General features: G+C 63.2%; 13 protein-coding genes. 9 read left to right on the top strand and 4 right to left on the bottom strand.

Annotated features, from left to right (window positions below; translation table 11 throughout):
* Positions 1-29: 29 nt before the first annotated feature.
* On the bottom strand, positions 30-1,958 hold the full coding sequence (locus tag ACMGGK_RS23600; protein WP_016929569.1) for a methyl-accepting chemotaxis protein: 1,929 nt from the start codon (positions 1,956-1,958) through the stop codon (positions 30-32).
* A gap of 125 nt (positions 1,959-2,083) precedes the next feature.
* Positions 2,084-2,704 carry a superoxide dismutase [Mn] gene (sodA, locus tag ACMGGK_RS23595; protein WP_004934003.1) on the bottom strand — a complete coding sequence of 207 codons (621 nt, stop codon included), beginning with the start codon at positions 2,702-2,704 and terminating at the stop codon, positions 2,084-2,086.
* Positions 2,705-3,120: 416 nt separating this feature from the next.
* Between sodA and fdnG the strand changes: the two genes are divergently transcribed.
* The 8 genes from fdnG (at position 3,121) to selB (ending at position 13,366) form a co-directional block, all read left to right on the top strand.
* Positions 3,121-6,168, top strand: coding sequence for a formate dehydrogenase-N subunit alpha (fdnG, locus tag ACMGGK_RS23590; protein WP_154871863.1), 3,048 nt, complete (start codon positions 3,121-3,123; stop codon positions 6,166-6,168).
* A 12-nt stretch (positions 6,169-6,180) separates the two neighbouring features.
* The gene (fdxH, locus tag ACMGGK_RS23585; RefSeq protein ID WP_004934014.1) at positions 6,181-7,083 is read left to right on the top strand and encodes a formate dehydrogenase subunit beta; all 903 of its coding nucleotides are present in this window, start codon (positions 6,181-6,183) and stop codon (positions 7,081-7,083) included.
* On the top strand, positions 7,080-7,715 hold the full coding sequence (fdoI, locus tag ACMGGK_RS23580) for a formate dehydrogenase cytochrome b556 subunit (protein WP_004934017.1): 636 nt from the start codon (positions 7,080-7,082) through the stop codon (positions 7,713-7,715). The genes fdxH and fdoI overlap by 4 nt, the downstream gene beginning before the upstream one ends.
* Positions 7,715-8,644, top strand: coding sequence for a formate dehydrogenase accessory protein FdhE (gene fdhE, locus ACMGGK_RS23575; protein WP_033639080.1), 930 nt, complete (start codon positions 7,715-7,717; stop codon positions 8,642-8,644). Before fdoI ends, fdhE begins: the two co-directional genes overlap by 1 nt.
* Positions 8,645-8,758: 114 nt before the next feature.
* Positions 8,759-9,409, top strand: coding sequence for a DcrB-related protein (locus ACMGGK_RS23570; protein ID WP_117287571.1), 651 nt, complete (start codon positions 8,759-8,761; stop codon positions 9,407-9,409).
* Positions 9,410-9,445: 36 nt separating this feature from the next.
* Positions 9,446-10,051, top strand: coding sequence for a glutathione S-transferase (locus ACMGGK_RS23565; protein WP_004934025.1), 606 nt, complete (start codon positions 9,446-9,448; stop codon positions 10,049-10,051).
* A 67-nt stretch (positions 10,052-10,118) separates the two neighbouring features.
* Positions 10,119-11,513 (top strand): L-seryl-tRNA(Sec) selenium transferase, encoded by a 1,395-nt coding sequence (selA, locus tag ACMGGK_RS23560; protein ID WP_420277343.1) that lies wholly within the window; start codon positions 10,119-10,121, stop codon positions 11,511-11,513.
* A complete protein-coding gene (selB, locus tag ACMGGK_RS23555; protein ID WP_420277342.1) occupies positions 11,510-13,366 on the top strand; it encodes a selenocysteine-specific translation elongation factor in 1,857 nt (618 codons plus the stop codon). The genes selA and selB overlap by 4 nt, the downstream gene beginning before the upstream one ends.
* Here the strand turns inward: selB and ACMGGK_RS23550 are convergent.
* Complete coding sequence (locus ACMGGK_RS23550) at positions 13,356-14,267, bottom strand: LysR family transcriptional regulator (RefSeq protein ID WP_049299611.1); 912 nt, start codon at positions 14,265-14,267, stop codon at positions 13,356-13,358. The genes selB and ACMGGK_RS23550 overlap by 11 nt on opposite strands.
* A gap of 121 nt (positions 14,268-14,388) precedes the next feature.
* On the opposite strand from ACMGGK_RS23550, the gene ACMGGK_RS23545 reads away from it, so the two are divergent.
* Positions 14,389-15,015, top strand: coding sequence for a LysE family translocator (locus ACMGGK_RS23545; RefSeq protein ID WP_164052294.1), 627 nt, complete (start codon positions 14,389-14,391; stop codon positions 15,013-15,015).
* 53 nt (positions 15,016-15,068) lie between these two features.
* Here ACMGGK_RS23545 and ACMGGK_RS23540 read toward each other — a convergent pair whose 3' ends face one another.
* Entirely contained in the window at positions 15,069-16,316 is a 1,248-nt protein-coding gene (locus ACMGGK_RS23540; RefSeq protein ID WP_004934040.1) for an MFS transporter, read from the bottom strand.
* Positions 16,317-16,493 lie beyond the last annotated feature (177 nt).

The following is a 16,493-nucleotide window of genomic DNA, read 5'->3' as shown; positions in this document are numbered from 1 at the left end:
GAGGAACGGATATTCCTCGCCTGAGGGCGTCAGAAGGTGGTCCAGTTCTCTTCCGCTGCGGCGTTGGCGGCCGCGGGTTTGACGGCCGGCGCTTTCGGCGCGGCGGCTTTGGCGGCGAGGGGCTCGGTCTGCTCCGCCAAACGGAACACCGAGACGCTCTGCAGCAGCATATCGGCCTGTTCTTCCAGCGAATCGGCGGCGGCGGCGGACTCTTCCACCAGCGCGGCGTTCTGCTGGGTGGTGTGGTCCATTTCGACGATCGCCTGGCCAATCTGGGCGATGCCGCGCGTCTGCTCATCGGAGGCGGCGGCGATCTCGGCCATGATGTCGCGCACGTGGGTGACCGAACGGACGATCTGTTCCATGGTATTGCCGGTGCTTTCCACCAACTCAGTGCCGGTTTTCACCCGGCTGACCGATTCGGCGATCAGCCCTTCTATTTCCTTGGCCGCCTGGGCGCTGCGGCTCGCCAGGCTGCGCACTTCACTGGCGACCACCGAGAAGCCGCGGCCCTGTTCGCCGGCGCGCGCCGCTTCCACCGCGGCGTTGAGCGCCAGGATGTTGGTCTGGAAGGCAATGCCGTTAATTAGGGTGGTAATTTCGGCGATACGCTGCGAACTGCTGGAGATATCGCGCATGGTGCTGACCACGTTTTCCACCAGCTTACCGCCCTGTTGTGCGGTCTGCGAGGCGTCGGTGGCCAGCTGGTTGGCGTGATGAGCATTGTCGGCGTTTTGTTTCACCGTGGCGGTCAGCTGTTCCATGCTGGCCGCGGTTTCCTCGACCGCCGCCGCCTGCTGTTCGGTGCGGGAGGAGAGATCGGTGTTGCCGGCGGCGATTTCCGCCGAGGCGGTGGAGACCTGGCTGACCCCCATCTGGATCTTCTCAATCATGGTGCGCAGGTTTTGGCTCATCGCCGCCACCGCGTTCAGCAGTTGCCCCAGCTCGTCGCGGCGGGTGCTGGTCTGCGCCTGGCGCAGGTCGCCGCCGGCGATGCGTTCCGCCATGGCCAGCGTGCTGTGCAGCGGACGGGTGATCTGCAGGGTGATGCGCCAGGCGATAAGCACCCCGGCGATGATGGCGATCAGGGTGGTGACGCCCATCTGCAGCTGCGCCAGATTGATGTTGTTGCGCGTCTGCACCAGTTCGTCCTGCATAAAGGCGTTCACCAGCGTGCCGATCGCTTGCGCGCGTTCGCCGAGCTGCCGGCTGATTTGCTGTTCGTGCTCATAGGCCGGCAGGTAGGCTGCGATGCGGTTTTTGTAATCGTCCAGCGCGGCCAGCAGCGGTTGCAGCTGCGGGCGCTGCGCGTCGCTGACCCGGCGGCTCAGGGCGTTGGCCGCGTCGCGCGCGTCGTCGATGGCCGCCATCAGCGGCGCTTCGGTTTCCTTGTTCAGGCTCAGCAGCAGACCGCGCGCGCCGTAGCGCACCTGGGTCAGCTTCTGGTTAAGCTGGATGAAGGCCAGCTGCAGATCGCCGTTGGTGAGCTGACGCTCCACCTGGCTCAGGCTGGCCTGCACTTCCGACATGTTCCAGCTCTGGCGCACCGCGTCTTTTGCCGTGACCGCCTGCTCAAAGACTTTTTGCTGCTGTTGATATTCCCCGATCAGCGTCACCAGACGCTGCAGATCCTTGCGGCTTTGGGCGTCCCAGTCCAGCGCCTGCCCCTGGTCTATCAGCTTGACGGCGTTTTCAATATTGGCGCGGTTGTTCTGCAGATACTCCGGCTGGTAGGTCTGGCCGTACATGGCGCGGTTGTATTTGGCCTGGTTGATCTCCTCGTTCAGCCGGTTGCTGAAGTCGATGCGATCGGCGCGGGATTCGATGATATGCAGATATTGCGCCCCGGTGCCGGCGATGACGACCGCCAACAGCAACAACAGCGCGAAGCCGAGACCGAGCTTTTTACCTACGGTGAGATGAGTGAACTTTCCTGCCAATGCTTGCAATGCCGCCATAGCGTTTTTCCTTCTCCGGGCGAACGTCAATTGAACAAACCATCGGCAAGAAGTGGTCAAACTTTAGCGGATTTCAGGCAAAAAAATACCCGCCGGTGGCGGGCATCTTTATCAACGGGGGCGAGTTACTTCTTCGCGGCGAAGCGTGCGGCGGCTTCATCCCAGTTGACCACGTTCCAGAACGCCTTGATGTAGTCAGGGCGTTTGTTCTGATATTTCAGGTAGTAAGCGTGTTCCCACACGTCCAGGCCGATGATTGGGAAACCGGAAGCGCCGGCGACGGCTTCGCCCATCAGCGGGCTGTCCTGGTTGGCGGTAGACACTACGGCCAGCTTGCCGTCTTTCAGCACCAGCCAGGCCCAACCGGAACCGAAGCGGGTGGCTGCGGCTTTCTCGAACTCTTCCTGGAATTTCTCAACGCTGCCGAAATCGCGCTCGATGGCCGCTTTCAGATCGCCGCCCAGCGTGGTGCCGGTTTTCAGGTTTTTCCAGAAGAAGCTGTGGTTGGCGTGACCGCCGGCGTTGTTGCGCATGAAGGTGCGTTTGTCGGCAGGCACTTTGTCCAGATCCTGGATCAGTTCTTCAACGCTGTATTTGGCCAGCTCAGGGTAGGCTTCCAGCACGGTGTTGGCGTTGTTGACGTAGGTCTGGTGGTGTTTGGTGTGATGGATTTCCATCGTCTGCTTGTCAAAATGCGGTTCCAGTGCGTCGTAAGCGTACGGCAGGGATGGCAGTGAATAACTCATAATCATCATCTCCAGTGGTGTATGGGCGGCGCAAAGGGCGAGCACCGCGTAAGCAGTCGGATCATTATAGTTAATTAAATGATATTGAAAATGATTATCAATGCCCTGTGAATTGTGTGGTTAATGAACAAATCGTTGCGTTAACATGTTGATAGAAGAGGGCGCTGGGTGGCCGGTTCAAACCGTCGCCCCGGCGCGTTGGTTACTCTCTATACTGTAGGGAGCGCCAACGTCGAAATGTATCGAAATGTGCCAATGCGTTCACTGAATGAGCACGAGTGTGTAACAACCACAAGCACGCTGTGGTAATATGGCCGGCGTTCGTAGCAAGCATAACAACAGTGACATTCGCGTTTGCCGCGCTAGCGGGCAGGCGCATTTGAACAATGTGACAATCGAGAGTAAAGGAGACCCCCATGCAGGTCAGCAGAAGGCAGTTCTTTAAGATCTGCGCTGGCGGTATGGCAGGAACGACGGTGGCCGCGCTGGGCTTTGCCCCCGAAGTGGCGTTGGCGGAAACCCGGCAGTACAAACTGCTGCGCGCCCGCGAGACCCGTAATACCTGTACGTATTGTTCCGTCGGCTGTGGGCTGTTGATGTACAGCCTTGGTGATGGCGCCAAAAACGCCAAAGAAAGCATTTTCCATATCGAAGGGGATCCGGATCACCCGGTAAACCGCGGCGCGCTTTGCCCGAAAGGCGCCGGCCTGGTTGACTTCATCCACAGCGAAAGCCGCCTCAAGTACCCGGAATACCGGGCGCCGGGGTCGGACAAATGGCAGCGCATCAGCTGGGACGACGCCTTTACCCGCATCGCCAAGCTGGTGAAAGAAGACCGTGACGCCAACTTCATCAAAACCAACGATCAGGGCGTTACCGTCAACCGTTGGCTGACCACCGGCATGCTGTGTGCTTCGGCCGCCAGCAACGAAACCGGTTTTCTGTCGCAAAAATTTAGTCGCGCTCTCGGCATGCTTGCCGTAGACAACCAGGCGCGTGTCTGACACGGACCAACGGTAGCAAGTCTTGCTCCAACATTTGGTCGCGGTGCGATGACCAACCACTGGGTTGATATCAAGAACGCGAATTTGATTATCGTCATGGGCGGTAATGCGGCGGAAGCGCATCCGGTGGGGTTCCGCTGGGCGATGGAAGCCAAAATACACAACAATGCCAAGCTGATCGTGATCGATCCGCGCTTTACCCGAACCGCGTCGGTGGCGGACTTCTACACGCCGATCCGCTCCGGGACCGACATCGCTTTCCTGTCGGGCGTGTTGCTGTATCTGATGACCAACAACAAGTTCAACCGCGAATACGTCGAGGCCTACACCAACGCCAGCCTGCTGGTGCGGGAAGACTTTGCCTTCGAAGACGGGTTGTTCAGCGGCTACGACGCGGAAAACCGCAAGTACGACAAAACCACCTGGAACTACCAGTTCGACGAGAACGGCTTCGCCAAGCGCGACGTCACGCTGCAGGATCCGCGCTGCGTGTGGAACCTGCTGAAGCAGCACGTGAGCCGCTACACGCCTGACGTGGTGAGCAACATCTGCGGCACGCCGAAGGACGATTTCCTCAAGGTGTGCGAATACATCGCCGAAACCTGCGTGGCGGATAAGACCGCTTCGTTCCTGTACGCCCTGGGCTGGACTCAGCACTCGGTCGGCGCACAGAACATCCGCACCATGGCGATGATCCAGCTGCTGCTCGGCAACATGGGCATGGCGGGCGGCGGCGTCAACGCGCTGCGCGGCCACTCCAACATCCAGGGTCTGACCGATCTCGGCCTGCTGTCGCAGAGCCTGCCGGGCTACTTGACGCTGCCGTCGGAGAAACAGACCGATCTCGACACCTACCTGAAGGCCAACACGCCGAAGGCGCTGCTGCCGGGCCAGGTGAACTACTGGGGCAACTACCCGAAATTCTTCGTCAGCATGATGAAGACCTTCTACGGCGACAAGGCGCAGAAGGACAACAGCTGGGGCTTTGACTGGCTGCCGAAGTGGGACAAAGGCTACGACGTGCTGCAGTACTTCGAGATGATGGCGCAGGGCAAGGTCAACGGCTACTTCTGCCAGGGCTTTAACCCGGTGGCGTCGTTCCCGAACAAAAACAAGGTGGTGGCTTCGCTGTCCAAGCTGAAGTTCCTGGTGACCATCGATCCGTTGAACACCGAGACTTCCAACTTCTGGCAGAACCACGGCGAGTTCAACGAGGTGGATCCTTCGCAGATCCAGACCGAAGTGTTCCGCCTGCCGTCCACCTGCTTCGCCGAAGAGAACGGCTCGATCGTCAACTCCGGCCGCTGGCTGCAGTGGCACTGGAAAGGCGCGGACGCCCCGGGCGAAGCGCTGAACGACGGCGAGATCCTGGCGGGCATCTTCAGCCGCCTGCGCGAGATGTATGCGCGCGACGGCGGCGCGGTGCCTGAGCAGGTGCTGAACATGACCTGGGACTACCTGACGCCGGACAACCCGGCGCCGGAAGAGGTGGCGCAGGAGAACAACGGCAAGGCGCTGGCGGATCTGCTGGATGCCGACGGCAAAGTGCTGGTGAAAAAAGGCGAGCTGCTCAGCTCGTTCGCGCAGTTGCGCGACGACGGCACCACCGCCAGCGGTTGCTGGATCTTCGCCGGCAGCTGGACGCCGGCCGGCAACCAGATGGCGCGGCGCGACAACGCCGATCCGTCCGGCCTCGGCAATACGCTGGGCTGGGCCTGGGCATGGCCGCTCAACCGCCGCATTCTGTACAACCGCGCCTCGGCGGATCCGCAGGGCAAACCGTGGGATCCGAAACGCCAACTGCTGGAGTGGGACGGCGCCAAGTGGGTTGGGGCCGATATCCCGGACTACAGCACCGCCGCGCCGGGCAGCGACGTCGGGCCGTTCATCATGCAGCCGGAAGGCATGGGCCGCCTGTTCGCCACCGACAAGATGGCGGAAGGGCCGTTCCCTGAACACTACGAGCCGTTCGAAACGCCGCTCGGCACCAACCCGCTGCACCCGAACGTGGTGTCCAACCCGGCGGCGCGCGTGTTCAAGGACGATCTGGCGGCGATGGGCAAATCCGACAAGTTCCCTTACGTCGGCACCACCTATCGTCTGACCGAGCACTTCCACTACTGGACCAAGCACGCGCGGCTGAACGCCATCGCCCAGCCGGAACAGTTCGTGGAAATCGGCGAGAAGCTGGCGGAGAAGAAAGGCATCAAGCAGGGCGATACCGTGAAAGTCAGCTCCAACCGTGGCTACATCAAGGCCAAGGCGGTGGTGACCAAGCGTATTCGCACGCTGCAGGTGCACGGCCAGGAAGTCGACACCATCGGCATCCCGATCCACTGGGGTTACGAAGGGGTGGCGAAGAAAGGCTTTATCGCCAACACGCTGACGCCGTTCGTCGGCGACGCCAATACGCAAACGCCGGAGTTCAAGGCGTTCCTGGTCAACGTGGAAAAGGTGTAACGGAGACGAATTATGGCCATGCAATCTCAAGACATCATTCGTAAATCCGCCACCAATGGTTTCACGCCGGCGCCGCGCGCCCGTGACCACCAGGAAGAAGTGGCCAAACTGATCGATGTCACCACCTGTATCGGCTGCAAGGCCTGTCAGGTGGCCTGTTCCGAATGGAACGACATCCGCGACGAAGTGGGGCACAACGTCGGGGTGTACGATAACCCCGCCGATCTGACCGCCAAGTCGTGGACGGTGATGCGCTTCTCCGAGGTGGAGGAAAACGGCAAGCTGGAATGGCTGATCCGCAAGGATGGCTGCATGCACTGCGCCGATCCGGGCTGCCTGAAGGCCTGCCCGTCGGAAGGCGCGATCATTCAGTACGCCAACGGCATCGTCGACTTCCAGTCCGAGCACTGCATCGGCTGCGGCTACTGCATCGCCGGCTGCCCGTTCGACGTGCCGCGCATGAACAAGGACGACAACCGGGTGTACAAGTGCACCCTGTGCGTCGACCGCGTGGACGTCGGCCAGGAACCGGCCTGCGTGAAAACCTGCCCGACCGGCGCGATTCACTTCGGCACCAAGGAAGCGATGAAGCAGGTGGCGGCGGATCGCGTCAGCGAGCTGAACACCCGCGGCTACCAGAACGCCGGTCTGTACGATCCGGCGGGGGTGGGCGGCACGCACGTGATGTACGTGTTGCACCACGCCGACAAACCGCAGCTGTACCACGGTTTGCCGGACAACCCGAGCATCAGCCCGGCGGTGACCTTCTGGAAGGGCGTGTGGAAACCCCTGGCGGCCATCGGTTTTGCCGCCACCTTCGCGGCCAGCGTGTTCCACTATGTCGGCGTCGGGCCTAACCGCGTCGAGGATGAGGACGAGCACGACGAGTCGCACGACGAGGAGACGCGCAAATGAGAAAGGAAAAGCCCATTCAGCGTTACAGCGCGCCGGAGCGCATCAACCACTGGATCGTGGCGTTCTGTTTCGTGTTCGCCGCCATCAGCGGGCTGGGGTTCTTCTTCCCCTCCTTCAACTGGCTGATGAACATCTTCGGGACGCCGCAGCTGGCGCGCATTCTGCACCCGTTTGTCGGGGTGATCATGTTTGCCGCGTTCCTGCTGATGTTCCTGCGCTACTGGAAGCATAACCTGATCAACCGGGAAGATATCGTCTGGGCCAAGAACATCCACAAAATCGCCATGAACGAGGAAGTGGGTGATACCGGGCGCTATAATTTCGGCCAGAAGTGCGTGTTCTGGGCGGCGATTATCAGCCTGGTGCTGCTGCTGGCCAGCGGCGTGGTGATCTGGCGGCCGTATTTTGCGCCGTCGTTCTCCATCCCGCTGATCCGCATCGCGCTGCTGGTGCATTCGCTGGCCGCGGTCGGCCTTATCATCGTGATTATGGTGCACATTTACGCCGCATTGTGGGTAAAAGGCACCATTACCGCGATGGTGGAAGGCTGGGTGCCGGCGGCCTGGGCCAAGAAACATCATCCGCGCTGGTACCGTGAGGTCCGCGAGAAACGACAGGAAGATAAACCCTGATGAGTATCCGCATCGTTCCTAAAGAGCAGTTAGGGGCACAGCGTGAGAAGTCCACAACGGCGGAGAACATCCCGCCGTTACTTTTCGCCAACCTGAAAAGCCTGTACAGCCGCCGCGCCGATCGTCTGCGTCAGCTGGCGGTCGACAATCCGCTGGGCGACTACCTGAACTTCGCCGCCGAGCTGGCGCAGGCGCAGCAGCATGCGCTGCACGATAACCCGCTGCAGCTCGATCTGAGCGAAGCGCTGGCGCAGGGCGCCGCCAGCGGCAAACCGCCGCTCGATCTGAGCGTGTTCCCGCGCAGCGAGCACTGGCGCAAGCTGCTGACGTCGCTGATCGCCGAGCTGCGCCCGCAGGCGCCGGAGCACATTCTGGCGGTGCTGGACAACCTGGAGAAGGCCTCGGCGCACGAGCTGGAGCTGATGGCCGACGCCTTGCTCAACCGCGAGTTTGGCAAGGTGGGCAGCGAAAAGGCGCCGTTCCTCTGGGCCGCGCTGTCGCTCTATTGGGCGCAGATGGCCAGCCTGATCCCCGGCAAGGCGCGCGCCGAATACGGCGAGCAGCGTCAGTTCTGCCCGGTGTGCGGCAGCATCCCGGTCTCCAGCATGGTGCACATCGGCACCGTCAACGGCCTGCGCTATCTGCACTGCAACCTGTGCGAAAGCGAATGGCACGTGGTGCGGGTGAAGTGCAGCAACTGCGAGCAGACCCGCGATCTCAACTACTGGTCGCTGGACAGCGAACAGGCGGCGGTGAAGGCGGAAAGCTGCGGCGACTGCGGCACTTACCTGAAAATCCTCTATCAGGAAAAAGACCCGCAGGTCGAAGCGGTGGCCGACGATCTGGCTTCGCTGGTGCTGGACGCCCGCATGGAAGAAGAAGGCTTCGGCCGCAGCAGCATCAATCCGTTCCTGTTCCCGGCGGAGTAACCGCCCGGCCCCGTTCGCGCGGGGCCGGACCAGCAATTTCAGCACGGGCTTCTGGCAATCGCCCGGGCGAGTTGCTACGTTTAGGCCATAACGCGCCAAGCGAAAGGAACCACGATGTTAAACACCCTGGCAAAACTGACCGCGGTCGCCGTGTTGGCGATCGGACTGGCGGCCTGCGACAACAAGGACGACACTAAACCGGCGGTGCCGCCACCCGACACCAAACCGACCGTGACGCAGCCCGCGCCACCGCCGCCGCCTGCGCCGGTAGAAACCCCGCCCGCGCCGCCGGGGCTGAACGTGTCGCTGCAGAAGGGCAAGATCACCTTCGAGCTGCCGCCGGGCTTTAGCGATCAAACGCTGAACAGCGGCATCATCAACGACAGCACCTCCACCATTCAGCGCTTTCTTGACGGCAAGTCGCGCCAGAGCGCGGTTTCGTCCGAAGTGATCCCGCCTGACGGCATGAAGATCAATACCAGCGACAAAATGCTGAAAGAGCTGACGCAGAGCGCCATCACGGTGCTGGCCGAGCGCTATCAGAATATCCAGACCACCAAAGAAGAGAACTTCAGCGTCGGCAAACAGAAGTTTCGCCGGGTGGATACCGAACAGACCGTCAACGGGCAAAAGGTGGTCTCCACCCTGGTGTTGACGGTGTTCAACAAGCGGGTGGTAACGTTGCAAATGCTGTCGCCGGCCAAAACGCCGGAAGTGCATCAGGCGCTGGTGCAGCGGATTATCGATACCCTGGCGGTGAAGTAAAGGACGCCGCGGCCAGGACGAAGCGGAGGAGACCGGATGAAGCTTATCGGCAGTTACACCAGCCCCTTTGTGCGCAAGATTTCCGTGATGCTGCTGGAGAAGGGGATTGCGTTCGAATTCGTCAACGATCCGCCGTATGAGCCCGGCAGCCGGGTGAAGGAGCTGAACCCGCTCGCCAAGGTGCCGGTGCTGATCGCCGATGACGGCGAGGTGTTTTACGACTCGCCGGTGGTGGCCGAATACCTCGAGCTGCTGGCGGTGGAGCCGGCGTTTTTGCCGGCCGAACGCGCCGCCGCGTTGCGCGTTCGGCAGGTGGCGGCGTTGGCGGACGGCGTGACCGAAGCGGCGGCGACCCTGTTTCGCGAAAGCCGGCGCGCGCCGGAAAAACAGGACGAAAACTGGATGCTGCGCCAGCGTGACAAGCTGACGCAGGGCCTGGACGCACTGGAGGCGCTGGCGCGGGAAAAAACGTGGCTCAATGCCGAGCGGCTGACGCTGGCGGATATCGCCACCGGCTGCGCGCTGGGCTACCTCAATTTCCGCCGCATCCTGCCCAACTGGTGCGTCGAGCGCCCGACGCTGGTCAAGCTGGCCGAACGCCTGTTCGCCCGCGAAAGTTTCGCCCGCACTGCGCCACCTTGAGTTTTTTTCTCCCCGCCGCGGCGGGGTTTTGCTATGCCGATACGTCTAAATTGAAAACCGAGCGACCATGAGCACTGAATCCCACCTTCTTTACAGTCAACTGCCCGCCATTGACCGTCTGCTGCGTGAACCCGCGATTGAACCGCTGGTGGCGCAGCATGGCCAGACGCTGATCGGTGAACTGTTGCGCCGGCTGCAGGCCCAGGCGCGCGACGCGATCACGCAACAGCAACGCTTGCCGGCCTGGTGCGGCGACTGGCCGCAGGCGCTGCGGGCCGAGCTGGCCCGGCAGCAACGCCCGGCGTTATTGCCGGTGTTCAACCTCAGCGGCACCGTGCTGCACACCAATCTCGGGCGCGCCCTGCTGGCGCAGCCGGTGAAAGATGCGGTGAGCGCGGTGATGGGGGAGGCGGTGACGCTGGAGTACGATCTGGACGGCGCCGGGCGCGGCCATCGCGATCGGGCGGTGGCGGATCTGCTGTGCCGGCTGACCGGCGCGGAGGACGCCTGCATTGTCAATAACAACGCGGCGGCGGTGCTGCTGATGCTGGCGGCGATCGCCCCCGGCAAAGAGGTGGTGGTGTCGCGCGGCGAGCTGGTGGAAATCGGCGGCGCGTTCCGCATTCCCGACGTGATGCGCCAGGCCGGCTGTCAATTGGTGGAGGTCGGCACCACCAACCGCACCCATCTGAAGGATTACCGCCAGGCCATCAATGAGCAGACTGGCCTGTTAATGAAAGTGCACACCAGCAACTACAGCATTCAGGGCTTTACCGCGGCGGTCGACGAGGCCGAACTGGCGCAGCTCGGAGCCGAACAGGGCGTGCCGACCGCCAGCGATCTGGGCAGCGGTTCGCTGATCGATATGGCGCAGTACGGCCTGCCCGCCGAGCCGATGCCGCAGCGGCTGCTGGCCGCCGGCGTCGATCTGGTGACATTCTCCGGCGATAAGCTGCTGGGTGGCCCGCAGGCCGGCATCATCGTCGGCAAAAAGGCGCTGATCGCCCGTTTGCAGCAGCACCCGCTCAAACGCGCGCTGCGCGTCGGCAAGCTGACGCTGGCGGCTCTGGAGGCCACGCTGCGGCTCTATCTGCAGCCGGAAAAACTGGCAGAGCAACTGCCGACGCTGCGGTTGCTGACCCGCCCGCAGCAGGAGATGCAACAGGCGGCCGAGCGGCTGCTGGCGGCGCTGACGCCGCGGTTCACCGCCGATTTCGAGCTGCGCGCCGAACCTTGCTGGTCGCAGATTGGCAGCGGTTCGCTGCCGGTGGATCGCCTGCCCAGCTATGCGCTGACCTTCACGCCGCGCGACGGCCGCGGCGCCACGCTGGAAGCACTGGCTGAACGTTGGCGCCGTCTGCCGCAGCCGGTGATCGGCCGCCTCGGCGACGGCCGGCTGTGGCTGGATCTGCGCTGTCTGGAACAGGAAGGGGCGCTGATCGACGCGCTGAGCGCATCATGATCATCGCCACCGCCGGCCATGTCGATCATGGCAAAACCACCCTGCTGCAGGCGATCTCCGGGATCAACGCGGATCGCCTGCCGGAAGAAAAGCGCCGCGGCATGACCATCGATCTGGGCTACGCCTACTGGCCGCAGCCGGACGGCCGGGTGCTGGGCTTTATCGACGTGCCCGGCCACGAGAAATTCCTCGCCAATATGCTGGCGGGCGTCGGCGGCATCGACCATGCGCTGCTGGTGGTGGCCTGCGACGACGGCGTGATGGCGCAGACCCGCGAGCATTTGGCGATCCTGCGCCTGAGCGGGCGCCCTGCGCTGACGGTGGCGCTGACCAAGGCCGACCGGGTGGAGGCGGCGCGTATCGATGAGGTGCGAGTTCAGGTGCGTGACGAGCTGGCGCGTCAGGGCTGGCCCGATGCGCCGCTGTTCGTGACCGCAGCGGCGGCGGGAGTGGGCATCGAGGCGCTGCGCGCGCATTTGCTGGCGTTGTCGCCCGGCGAGCATGCGCTGACGCGCCGTTTTCGCCTGGCGGTAGACCGCGCGTTCAGCGTCAAAGGGGCGGGGCTGGTGGTGACCGGCACCGCGCTCGGCGGCCGGGTGAAGGTGGGGGATACGCTGTGGCTGACCGGCGCCGATGCACCGGTGCGGGTGCGCGGCCTGCATGCCCAGAATCAGACCGTGGAACACGCGCAGGCCGGGCAGCGCATCGCGCTTAACATCAGCGGCGATGTCGATAAAGAGCGGATCGCGCGCGGCGATTGGCTGCTGGCGCAGCGCCCGCCCGAAGCGGCGGAACGCATTCTGGTGGCGCTGGAAACGGATCGGCCGATCCGCCATTGGCAGCCGCTGCATCTGCACCATGCCGCCAGCCACATCACCGGGCGTATTTCGTTGCTGAACGACGGGCTGGCGGAACTGATCCTCGATCGCCCGCTGTGGTTGGCACAGAACGATCGGCTGGTGCTGCGCGATATCGGCGCGCGGCAAACGCTGGGCGCGGCCCGGGTGCTCAGGCTGAATGCGCCCAAGCGCGGCAAGCGTCAGCCGGACTATCTGGCATGGCTGCAGGCCCTGGCGCTGGCGCAGGACGATGCGCAGACGCTGGCGCTTGAATTGCCGCACGGCGCGCTGTCACTGGCAGCGTTCGCCTGGGCGCGTCAATTGACGGACGATGGCCTGGACGAGCTGCTGGCGAACCGCGATCTGCTGATCGTCGGTGACCGGGCGCTGGCGCAGGATCAGGTGCAACAGGCGGAAAGCCGCCTGCTGCAGGTGCTGGCGGAGTACCACCAACAGCACGCCGATCAGCTGGGCTTAGGGCGCGCCCGCCTGCGGCGCATGGCTCTGCCTCAGCAGCCGGAGGCGTTGGTGTTTATGATGATCGATCGGTTGCTGAAGGCCGGCGCGCTGCGCAATACGCGCGGCTGGCTGCACCTGCCGGAACACGGCCTGGCGTTCAGTGCCGAAGAGGCGCCGCTGTGGGCGCGCATCGAACCGCTGTTCGGCGACGAGCCGTGGTGGGTGCGCGATTTGGCGAGCGAACTGGGCGAGGAAGAGAGCCGGGTGCGCGCGCTGCTGCGCAAGGCGGCCCAGTTGGGCCATGTGACGGCGGTGGTGGTGGATCGCTACTACCTCAGCCGACACATCGATCAGTTCGCGGCGCTGATCCGCGAGCTGGATGCGGAGCGCGGCGGCGCCAACGCCGCCGATTTCCGCGATCGGCTCGGCGTCGGGCGCAAGCTGGCGATCCAGGTGCTGGAGTTCTTCGATCGCAGCGGCTTTACCCGCCGCAAGGGCAACGAGCATCTGCTGCGCGACGGCGGGCTGTTCGGTAGCGAGTCCCCTACCCGATAAACCTGACGGCGGCCCGGCTGACGTCGGGCGTTTGGGCGGCGAGAAATGCCTGTAAGCGTTCGATCAGCGGCCGTTTTGCCGATTCTTCCGGCCAAACCAGATAGTAACCGTCGCCGGTGCGCACGGCGACGTCACAAGGCAGCGCCAATAATCCCTCCTCAATCGTCCGCAGGCTCAGCGCCAGATCGCCGATCGAGACGCCGTGCCCGGCGATGGCCGCCGCGTTGCCCTGTTCCAGCGAATCAAATACCTGGCCGCGCATGAGATCGATCGGGGCCGCGATGCCGCTTTTCTGCAGCCAGCGCCGCCAGTCGCGCCGATCGGGCGACGGGTGGATCAGCGGGCAGGCGGCGAGATCCCGCTGCCCGTCGGCGAGCAGCGCGGGGGCGCAAATCGGGATCAGCCATTCGTCGAACAGCTTGGCGGCGGCGGTATTGGCGCCAAAATGGCCGTTGCCGAGCAGGATGGCGCAGTCGTAGGGTTCGCTGAAAAAATCCACGCTGTCGATGTCCATCCAGACGCTGGCTGCCTGCACCTCGAACGCCTGCGCCGTTTGCCGGAACCGGCTCAGGCAGTCCAGCAGCCAGCGCAGGGTCAGGGTGGAGGGCGCCTTCAGCCGCAGCAGATCGCGGTGGCTTCTGAACAGCTCGCAGGCTTGCTCGATGCGGCCAAACCCTTGCTGCAGCTCGGCGGCGAAGATTTTCCCCTGCGGCGTGACCTCGATACGCGGGCCGTTGCGCTGGAACAGCCGGCAGCCGAAGTGCTGCTCCAGCGTTTTGATGTGCTTGCTGACGGCGCTCGGGGTGAGATGCAGCTCCTCGGCGGCCAGCGTGAACGAGCCGGTGCGGGCGGCGCTTTCGAAGGCGCGCAGGGCGTAAAGCGGCGGAAGGGAACTGGCCATCGCGGCGTCTCTAATAATGAGTCTGATTCACAGTAAACGACAGGATTACTCCTTTTTCAAGGCGGGGGCGGCGGCATGATAATGGCGCGACGCCAACTGACTGAATGTGAGTGAAATAAAGATGAACCTGTCGTTGCTGGCGGCGTATTTCGCCGCCATTTTGTTGCTGATCGCCACGCCGGGGCCGGTGGTGATGGTGGTGGCCAACACCGCGGCGCGCTTTGGCGCCCGGCGTGCGCTGTTGACCGCGCTGGGCAGCAACGGAGCCTCCTTGTTGCTGATCGGCGTCGCCGCGCTGATTATCACCGGGCTGTTCGCCGTGGATATACGCTTGCTGCAGTGGATAGGCCTGCTGGGTTGCCTGTTTATTGGCCGTATGGCGATCGTCTCGCTGTATGAGGATTTATCCGCGCGAGCCCCCGATGCGCAGCCCGTTGCGCCGCCGCAAAAACGCTCGGCGATCCTGAACGGTTTTCTGGTGGGCATCGCCAACCCCAAAGACATTATCTTCTTCGTCGCCTTTTTCCCGCAGTTCATCGCCGTCACCCCCTCGATCGGCGCCAGCCTGACGCTGCTGACCGCGCTGTGGGTGCTGGCGGACTTCGCCATTTTGCTGACCTATATCACCCTGCTGTCGGGAACGGCGCTGCAGCGCGCGCGGCGGGCGATCTCTGTCCTGTCTGCGTTGCTGTTGTTGGCGGTGGCGGTGGTGGGAGCGGGGTATGCACTGTGGGGGTTGCTCGGCTGAAGCCGCATAAAAAACGCCGGTCGGGAAACCGGACCGGCGTTTTATCGTCGCGTTTACGCCGCGCCGTTCGGCTGCGGCGTGGGGTCGCCGTTACGGCGTTTGCCGAGGAACAGCGCCACCAGCGTCAGCCAGCACAGGCCGCTGATGAGGTTGAACAGGTTGAACAGCCCGCTGCCGCCCCAGACGTAGGCGACCTTGGCCAGCTCGATGCCGACGGTGAACACCATCATGCTCAGCATGCCCATGGTGGCGGACACCGTACCTTTGCTGACGTTGCTGGAGAACAGCGTCAGGCGGTACAGCCCGGCGTTGGCCAGGCCAATGCCGAAGGCGTACAGGCTCAGGCCGGCGGTCATCCACAGGTAGGCGTGGCTGGAGAACTGGGTCGCCAGCGCGGCGATCAGCAGCCCCAGCAGCATCGGGCCTGCGCCCAGCTTGATCAGGCGCTCCACGCTGTTTTTGCCGGTCAGGCGTGCCAGCGTCAGGTTGCCGAGGATCAGCGCGCCGAACACCGGGATCTGCAGCAGGCCGTAGTCCAGCGTCGACAGCGACTCGCCGCTGATCAGGATCACCGGCGACTGGGCGATCCAGGCCAGCAGCGGCAGGCTGGCGAAACCGATCGCCAGGGCGCCGCACAGGAAGCGGCGGTTGCCCAATACCTGGCGGTAGTCGCGCCATAGGTTGGCGGCGGAAAACGCCTCGCCCTGCAGCGTGGCGGTTTCCGGCATCGCTTTCCACAGGCCGTAGAAGGCGATGGCCGCCAGCGCCGCAAACAGCACGAACATGCTTTGCCACGGCGCGACGTGGATCAGCGCCGCGCCGGCCAGCGGCCCCAGCAGCGGGGCGATCAGCGCCACGTTGGCCATCAGGGCGGTGATCTTGATGCACACCGCCTCCTCGAACGACTCCTGGATCGTGGCGTAGCCGACCGCGCCGATAAAGCACAGGCCGATGCCCTGCAGGAAACGCATGGCGATAAACTGCTCGATGGTGGTGACCAGCAGGATCGCCAGGCAGGAGACGATAAAGAACGCCACCCCGGCCAGCATCACCGGACGACGGCCGCGGCGATCCGACAGCGGCCCGAGCAGCCACTGCAGGAAGATGCCGCCGGCCAGATAGGCGGTCATCGAGGTAGGCACCCACTCTTCGCCGGCGTTGAAATCCGCCACGACGGCCAGCATGCCCGGCTGAATCATATCGTTGCCGATATAGGTGGCGAACTCGAACAGCACCAGACAAAGAGGGAATAAAAGCGCCTGTCGGCCCAAACGTGCCGCAGGTGGTAATGTCGTTTTCATATTATTGTACTGATAGTAAAAGAGAAAAAGGAACTGCCAGGGCGGGAAGCGCAAACTGAGCGAGTTGTGGCGGCTATTTTGCCGCCAATTGTTCACCTTCGCAATCATAAGGTGTTGTTTAAGTGCATTCTGATATTTCGCTTTTGGGTTGTCGCCGAACGCCGTGCCCGATAACCT

The sequence above is a fragment of the Serratia sp. BNK-33-b genome, assembly GCF_048684565.1.
Taxonomy (GTDB): Bacteria; Pseudomonadota; Gammaproteobacteria; order Enterobacterales; family Enterobacteriaceae; genus Serratia; species Serratia marcescens.
The sequence above is the reverse complement of the archived record's forward strand: the minus strand, read 5'-3'. Positions and strand labels throughout refer to the sequence as shown.

Coding starts and splice junctions, on each gene's coding strand:
- fdxH (WP_004934014.1), top strand. CDS start 6,181: ATGGCCATGCAATCTCAAGACATCATTCGTAAATCCGCCACCAATGGT.
- fdhE (WP_033639080.1), top strand. CDS start 7,715: ATGAGTATCCGCATCGTTCCTAAAGAGCAGTTAGGGGCACAGCGTGAG.
- ACMGGK_RS23545 (WP_164052294.1), top strand. CDS start 14,389: ATGAACCTGTCGTTGCTGGCGGCGTATTTCGCCGCCATTTTGTTGCTG.
- sodA (WP_004934003.1), bottom strand. CDS start 2,704: ATGAGTTATTCACTGCCATCCCTGCCGTACGCTTACGACGCACTGGAA.
- ACMGGK_RS23550 (WP_049299611.1), bottom strand. CDS start 14,267: ATGGCCAGTTCCCTTCCGCCGCTTTACGCCCTGCGCGCCTTCGAAAGC.
- ACMGGK_RS23600 (WP_016929569.1), bottom strand. CDS start 1,958: ATGGCGGCATTGCAAGCATTGGCAGGAAAGTTCACTCATCTCACCGTA.
- ACMGGK_RS23565 (WP_004934025.1), top strand. CDS start 9,446: ATGAAGCTTATCGGCAGTTACACCAGCCCCTTTGTGCGCAAGATTTCC.
- ACMGGK_RS23570 (WP_117287571.1), top strand. CDS start 8,759: ATGTTAAACACCCTGGCAAAACTGACCGCGGTCGCCGTGTTGGCGATC.
- selA (WP_420277343.1), top strand. CDS start 10,119: ATGAGCACTGAATCCCACCTTCTTTACAGTCAACTGCCCGCCATTGAC.
- selB (WP_420277342.1), top strand. CDS start 11,510: ATGATCATCGCCACCGCCGGCCATGTCGATCATGGCAAAACCACCCTG.
- fdoI (WP_004934017.1), top strand. CDS start 7,080: ATGAGAAAGGAAAAGCCCATTCAGCGTTACAGCGCGCCGGAGCGCATC.
- ACMGGK_RS23540 (WP_004934040.1), bottom strand. CDS start 16,316: ATGAAAACGACATTACCACCTGCGGCACGTTTGGGCCGACAGGCGCTT.